This is a genomic window from Mesorhizobium sp. CA5, from assembly GCF_020165105.1.
Taxonomy (GTDB): Bacteria; Pseudomonadota; Alphaproteobacteria; order Rhizobiales; family Rhizobiaceae; genus Mesorhizobium.
In genome coordinates, this window is record NZ_JAIUHJ010000007.1 from 275,010 (window position 1) to 282,159 (window position 7,150).

Here is a 7,150-nt window from a genome sequence, read left to right on the forward strand (position 1 = left end):
TGCGTCGTTTCGCTCACAGGAACCACTCCAGCCGGTTGCGTACCCGAAACAGCGCGAAGGCGCCAAGGCTGACCGCGATCAACAGGATAACGCCCTGGAACAACGGCTGCCAGAGCGGATCGAAATCGAAGACGAATAAGAGGTCGCCTATGGTGCGAAAGGCAAGCGCGCCGAAGATCGCGCCGATGGCGCTGCCCTTGCCGCCGAACAGCGACACGCCGCCGAGCACGACGGCGGCGATCGAAAACAGCGTGTAGGCGTTGCCGCTGGCATAGGCCGCCTCGCCCGTATAGGTGAAGAAGGTCAGGAACAGTCCGCCGATCGCCGCAAGCAGGCCGGCAAGCGTATAAGCCAGCAACTTGCCTCTGCGGATCGGCACCCCGGACATGTAGGCCGCCGTCTCCGACGAGCCCGCGGCATAAGCGGCGCGCCCAAGCTCGGAGCGACTGAACGGCACCCAGACGACAAGCACGATGACGAGCAGCGCCACGAGGCTCGCCGGCACGACGCCGAAGAAACGCCCAGTCAGGAAATCGGCAAGATCCTCGTTGACCGATCCGCCCGGAACGGGTCGCAAAAGCAAGGCCAGGCCGAAATAGACGGCGCCCGTGGCGATGGTGGCCACGATCGGCTGCAGCCGCCCGTAGATGACAATGGCGCCGTTGACCGCCCCGCAGATGAGCCCGGTGCCCAGCACCGCCAGCACGCCGAACGCCGTTTCCAGGCCGGTGCCGACCACCAGCCATGAAGCCATGCAGTTGGTCAGCGTGAAGATCATGCCAACCGACAGATCGATGCCGGCGGTGATCACCACCAATGTCTGCGCCATCGCGACGAAGGCGAGCAGCACGCCCTTGTTGGCGGCCGTCTGCACGACATTGGCGGTGAAGCCGGCCGGATGGTTCGCGCTGTAAATGGCGAACATGACGATGAAGATGCCGAAGGCCAAAAGCGTTCCGCGTTGTTCGGCCAGCCGGTAGCGCCAATCCTTCACGCGTGCTCTCCCTGCCCGATGCGGACATCATCGCCGTGGATGTTGAGCGCGCTGGCGATAAGCGCATGCTCGGTGAGCCCCGCGCCGACCAGCTCGCGCTTGACCGCGCCGTCATAGAGCACGAGCACGCGGTCGCAGCAGCCGATCAGCTCGTCATAGTCCGTCGAATAGAACAGGATCGCAGCACCCGCATCGGCGAGGTTGCGCATCAGTTGGTAGAGCTCCTGCTTGGTGCCGACATCGATGCCGCGCGTCGGATCGTTGAGCAGGATGATGCGCGGCTGCCGCATCAGCCATTTGGCGATCACCACCTTCTGCTGGTTGCCGCCGGAAAGCGCGCCGACCGGAATGTCCAGGCCCGCCGTCTTGATCGCCAGCAGCCCGACCATGTCGTCGATCAGGCGCTGTTCGGCGGCGCGGTCGATGATGCCGGCCTTGGACAACCGGTCGAGTGCTGCAAACGACAGGTTCTCGCGCACCGTCATCGGCAGCATCAGTCCTTCGGTCTTGCGATCCTCGGGGATCAGCGCCATGCCGATGCGGCCGTGGCTGGCCGCGGTCGGGCTGGCGATCGAAACCGGCTTGCCGTCGATCAGCACCTCGCCGCGCAGGCCGCGCAGCACGCCGAAGAAGGCAAGCAGCAATTCGCGCTGGCCCTGCCCATCCAGACCGCCCAGGCCCACAACCTCCCCTGCCCTGACACTCAGCGAAATATTGTCCAGCCGGTCGGCCCAGGAGAGATTGCGCGCCTCGAGCACCGTCGCAGCGGCCGGGGCGGAAGCGGGTTTCGGCGGGAAGATATGGCTGTATTCGCGGCCGATCATCAGCTCGACCACCTCATTGTCGCTCTTCGAGCCGGCGGGGTAGCTGGCGACGTTGCGGCCGTTGCGGAACACCGTGCAATGGTCGGCGAGTTCCGCGATCTCGTTCATGCGGTGCGAGATGTAGAGCAGCGCCAGCCCTTCCGAGCGCAGCCGTTTCAACACCTCGAAGACCTTGGCGACGTCCGCCGCCGTCAGCGCCGAGGTCGCCTCGTCGAGGATCAGGATGCGCGGCTTCCGAGCCAGCGCCTTGGCGATCTCCACCATCTGCCGGCGCGACAGCGGCAGGTCCTTGACCAGCGCGCGGGGATGAATGTCGGAAGCGCCGGCGCGTGCCAGCGCTTCCTCAGCGATCTTCCGCTGCGCCTTGCGGTCGATCATGCCGAAACGCTTGGGTGGATTGGAAATGACGATGTTGTCGGCGACGCTGAGCTCCGGAATCAGCGACAGCTCCTGGAAAATGCAGACGATGCCGGCCTGGTTGGCGGCGGCAGGCGAAGCGAAAGTGACCTCGCTTCCGTCCAGTGTCATGCGCCCTTCATCCGGCGCCACGACGCCGGCCATGACCTTGATCAGCGTCGATTTGCCGGCGCCGTTCTCGCCGAGGATGGCGTGGATGCTGCCGGCGGTGACCGTCAGCTCGGCCTTCTCCAAGGCCCGCACGCCGCCATAGCGCTTGGATATGCCTTCCATGCGGAAGAGCGGAGCCGTGCCGTCCATCAGCCCTCCCCGGCCGGTTTTGATTGAGGAGACAGTGCCGCGGGGCTCGCCGCGGCACTGTCCAGTCAGACTATTTGTTTTCCTTGGTCTGGCCCATGATTTCCTGCGCGGTGAAATTGATGCCGCAGGTCGGGAAGGAATTGCCGACGAAGAAATTGTCGGACTGGTCGGGGAAGAAATCCTGACCCGCCTTGAAGTTCGGATCCTCGACGATGGCCAAAGGCAGCTTGACCGATTGCGGCACGACATTGCCTTCGAGCGCGGCAATCGCCGTCTTGATGGCAACCGCCACCTGGGCCGGGCCGGTACCGGCGGACGAGCATTTCAGCCCGTCGGCCGCATGCGCGGCGCAGAATTTGCGGAAGCCGTTTTCCGTCTCGCCGCCGAACGGCACGAACGGATGCTTGGCGTCGATCATCGCCTGCACGATGCCGGTGTCGCCGCCCTGCCCGGTGATGCCGTCGAACGGGCCGCTGGTGGCGATCGCGTCGGCCGTGGCCTTTTGCGCCACGCCGTCATCCCACTTGCCGACCACCTCGGTGACGGCCCACTTCTTGCCGGAACCGTCGAGCACCTCGTGGATGCCATTGTGGCGGTCGGTGTCGACCGAAGTACCGGCGACACCGCGCACCTCGAGCACCTTGCCGCCATTCGGCACATGCGCGACCAGCCACTTGCCCCAGAGCTCGCCGAGGCCCTTCTGATCGACATTGACGTTGATCGCGTCCTTGGTGTCGAGGATGTTGTCGAAGGCGACCAGCACGACACCGGCTTCCTTGGCGCGCTTGATGACCGGCCCGAATGCGGTCGGGTTCTGCGCGTTGACGACGATCGCGTCAAAGCCGGAATCGATGAAGTTGTTGATCGCCGAGATCTGCGCCGGCACATCCTCGCCGGTTGACACGACCTTGAATTCCTTGAGCTTCTTGGCGACATCCGGCTGCGCCGCATAGGCCTTGGCCGTCTGGATCATCTGAATGCGCCAGGTGTTGGCGATGTAGCCGTTGGCAAGCGCGATGCGGTATGGACCGTCCTTCTTCGGATACTTGAAAAACTGCGTGTCGGCCGACCACGGCGCGAAGCAGTCCGGCTCGGCCGCGGGCCCCTTGACGACCTCGGGTCCGGCGATCGCCGACGAACTCAGCATGACAAATGCGGTGGCGGCAATGACGCCGCCAACGAGTGACTTGATCATCGATATTCCTCCCAGTTGCAGTTCTGCTTGTTATGAATCTTTGGCGATACGGTCGGCAACCCTCCGGCCAACCAGACACCCACACAGGACGGCCGCGCCGCCCTGATCCTCCTCGTCCCCCTCAGCTCTCTGGCAATTTAGAAAACTATCATATTATACATAATAAACAAGTACGAGCTGTTGCTTATGTATAATAAACAGCCTTCCCGCCTCGCCGAGCCTTTACCGGCATGCAAATGGTAGCGCTACCATCTCAGGCTGTAAAGCATCATCTTAAGGAACCAACAGTACCGCGTCAGCGCGCGGTGCTCTCGCGCCGCATCAGCTCGAAACCGAGATCGACGATCCGCTGTTCCGGCCGGTTTCCGGCGATCGCCGACAACGCCATGGCGACGGCACGGGTGCCGATTTCATAGCGATGGGTGCGCACGCTTGTGATTGAAGGAAACGACACCTGCATCATGTCGAGATCGTTGAAACCGACAATGCCGATCTGCTTCGGCACGTCGATCGATGCGCGATGGCATTCGAACAGAACGCCAAGCGCGATATCGTCATTGTTGCAGAACACGCCGTCCAGCGTCGGCATCTTGGCCAGCGCGTCGCGGAACAACTCGCGCCCGAGCGTCACGCTTGACGGCACCGGCGTTGTGGTGACCAGCCGCGCGTCGAACAGGCCGGCGGCCTCCATCGCGGCGCGGTAGCCGGCAAGGCGCCGCTGCGAACGCGGATCCATCCGCGCGCCGATGAAGCCGATCTTGCGGTATCCGGCTTGCAGCAGGTGTTCGGCGGCGGTCCTGCCGCCGTCGAGATGCGAGAAGCCGACCATCATGTCAACCGGGTCCGGCCCGGTCTCCATCACTTGCACCACCGGGCAGCCGGCATTCTCCAGCAGTCGTCGCGCGCTGGGCGTCTGGTCTATGCCGGCCACGATCAGCGCCGCCGGGCGTTGCGATCCGAAGACCTGCAGCAGCCGCTCTTCCTCCAGGCCTGAATAATGGGTGTTGCCGATCTGGATGCGGAACGGACTGTCGGAAAGACTGTCATAGATGCCGCGCACCACCTCGGCGAAGACGTTGTTGGTCAGCGATGGCACCAGCACGCCGAACACCTCCGCGCGCGCCGAGGCAAGCGCGCGGGCGTTCGGGTCGGGCACGTAGCCGAGCTCGTCGACCGCGGCCTGTATCTGCCGTCGAAGGTCTTCCGACACCCGCCCGGGCTCACGCAAGGCGCGCGACACCGTGATCGCGCCGACACCGGCCTTGCGCGCCACGTCGGCAATGGTCGGACGGCCGCCGCCACGACGGGAGCGCGGCTTGGTCAAGGGCGAGCCTCGTGCGTCAAATCCCGCCTGCTGCGCGCTTGCAATGCCATTGACCCTGGTGTCGCCATCTAGCAGGCCTGTACCACATTCCCTGCCCTTGGCGTCGCGCAGCCGCGATTTGTTGTCAAGCTGAGGGCATTTCAGGAGAAGCGCCGGCGCGAGCCGTCAGGCCATGACGACGCCGCTGCGCCTTGCCCTCCAGAACACCACGACCATCATCAGGATGTTGAGCAGGTTCCACCCAATTCCGTTGAGGAACGCGGCCGCGTAAGATCCGGTGAGATCGTAGATCCAGCCCGACATCCAGCCGCCGATAGCCATGCCGAAAATGGTCGCCATGATGACGATGCCAACGCGCTGGCCGGCCTCCTTGGCGGGCATGTATTCGCGCACAATGATCGCATAGCAGGGCACGATGCCGCCTTGCGACAGGCCGAACACCAGCGAGACGACATAGAGCGAGGCAAGACCGTCGAAGGGAATGTAGAAGAACAGCGACAGGCACTGCAGCACCGAACCGATCAGCAAGGTCTTCACCCCGCCGATACGGTCGGCGACGAAGCCGGAAACAAGGCGGCTGACGACTCCGGCGGCCATCATGATCGACAGCATATCGGCGCCGTGGGCGACACCATAGCCGAGGTCCATGCAATAGGCGACGATATGCACCTGCGGCATCGACATCGCCACGCAACAGCCAAGACCGGCTATGACGAGCAGCGCCTGAAGGGCGGTCGGCGACAATGAGATCGGCTGGACCGGGCGTGCGCCTGGCGAGCCTGCGACGACCACCGGGGCGCGACGCCGCAGCATTATGACCAGCGGCGCCATAGTCACCAGGCAAGCGATGCCGATAGCCACATAGGTGAAGCGCCAACCCTCCGCCTTCATCAGCGGCGGTATGATTGCTGGCCAGACCGTTCCGGCGAGATAGCTGCCGGCCGCGGCCGTAGCCACGGCAACGCCGCGCCGGCGGTTGAACCAGTGCGAGATATCGGCGATCAGCGGTCCGAAAATCGCCGATGTCCCCACCCCGATGAGCAAGCCTTGGGCGAGCGTGAATTGCAGGATCGAAGTGGAGAGCGACGCCAGCGCGAAGCCGGCACCCAGGGCCATCGAGGAAACCAGCGCCGGGATCCAGTAACCGACACGGTCGATGGCGCGGCCGACCAGCACATTGCCGGCGGCGAAGCCGACCATTGTAGCGGTGTAAGGCATCGAGGCGGCGGCACGATCGACGCCGAACTCGGCCTGCACGGCGGGCAGGACCACGACTACGGCCCACATGCCGACGCCGCCGATCGTCGCCAGCAGCAAGGAGATCCCGAGCCGCGTCCACGCGTAGAAGCTGTCGATGCCGGCGCTGTTTGCCGCGTTTCCTGGAATTGTCGTCACGGCGTCTCCTGTTCGCGATTTCTTCGAGATCGCGCGTTTGAGCGCACTATCGGCCCATTTCCTGAGCCGAGCAGCGCCACGACCGGCAAATCCGTGGCTCCAGAACCGGGAACCCGCCTCACCTCATGGGGTTTCTCTGAAGGAAGGAGTTTGTCATGACCGCCAAGAAGAAATGGTCGGCCGACGTGACCGAACACAGCGACGCCCTCGATCTCGAGGAGCACGTCTTCGAATCCGATGACGCGAAGAAGATCGCCGCCTCGCTCAAGCGCTCGGCCGAGCACAGCCACCGCCGCAAGGCAGAGCCGTTCCAATCCGCCATGTCGATGTTGAATTTCTACATCAACCGTGCCGGCAAGAATCTGCCTGACGAGCGCAAGAAGGTGCTGGAAAAGGCGAAGGACGAGCTGCGTGTCGCCTTCGGTCGCGAAAAGCAGGATTAAGGGTTGCTGGGAGCGCTAGCACCAGTTCCTCAACACAGGGATCTGGAAAGATTGCAGGCTTGTCGGGCAAGGCTATCAGCATCCGTTTGGGGTGTTCAGCGCAAACGCTGGCGATGAGCTGAAGCCCCCCAACCTCGTCATTCTAGGGCGGAGCTACGCGAAGCGCAGCGCAGACCCGAGGATCCTGTGTGTTGGTTCTGGTGTATGGTTGAAGTGGGAAGGAGACCGAATGAATCCTGGTCGTCCTTTCGGACAGGC

6 protein-coding genes are annotated in these 7,150 nt (G+C 63.7%); 1 reads left to right on the forward strand and 5 read right to left on the reverse strand.

What is annotated here, in order from left to right:
- Window positions 1-13 precede the first annotated feature (13 nt).
- The 5 genes from LB529_RS12195 to LB529_RS12215 form a co-directional block, all read right to left on the reverse strand.
- Entirely contained in the window at window positions 14-994 is a 981-nt protein-coding gene (locus tag LB529_RS12195; RefSeq protein WP_095768918.1) for an ABC transporter permease, read from the reverse strand.
- Complete coding sequence (locus LB529_RS12200) at window positions 991-2,535, reverse strand: sugar ABC transporter ATP-binding protein (RefSeq protein WP_224711212.1); 1,545 nt, start codon at window positions 2,533-2,535, stop codon at window positions 991-993. Before LB529_RS12200 ends, LB529_RS12195 begins: the two co-directional genes overlap by 4 nt.
- 70 nt (window positions 2,536-2,605) lie before the next feature.
- Window positions 2,606-3,730, reverse strand: coding sequence for a sugar ABC transporter substrate-binding protein (locus LB529_RS12205; RefSeq protein ID WP_224531863.1), 1,125 nt, complete (start codon window positions 3,728-3,730; stop codon window positions 2,606-2,608).
- A 295-nt stretch (window positions 3,731-4,025) separates the two neighbouring features.
- Entirely contained in the window at window positions 4,026-5,054 is a 1,029-nt protein-coding gene (locus tag LB529_RS12210; RefSeq protein WP_224531865.1) for a LacI family DNA-binding transcriptional regulator, read from the reverse strand.
- Window positions 5,055-5,219: 165 nt separating this feature from the next.
- On the reverse strand, window positions 5,220-6,449 hold the full coding sequence (locus tag LB529_RS12215) for an MFS transporter (protein WP_224711213.1): 1,230 nt from the start codon (window positions 6,447-6,449) through the stop codon (window positions 5,220-5,222).
- A gap of 155 nt (window positions 6,450-6,604) precedes the next feature.
- On the opposite strand from LB529_RS12215, the gene LB529_RS12220 reads away from it, so the two are divergent.
- Window positions 6,605-6,892 carry a DUF3175 domain-containing protein gene (locus LB529_RS12220; RefSeq protein ID WP_140544432.1) on the forward strand — a complete coding sequence of 96 codons (288 nt, stop codon included), beginning with the start codon at window positions 6,605-6,607 and terminating at the stop codon, window positions 6,890-6,892.
- The last annotated feature ends 258 nt before the right edge of the window (window positions 6,893-7,150 follow it).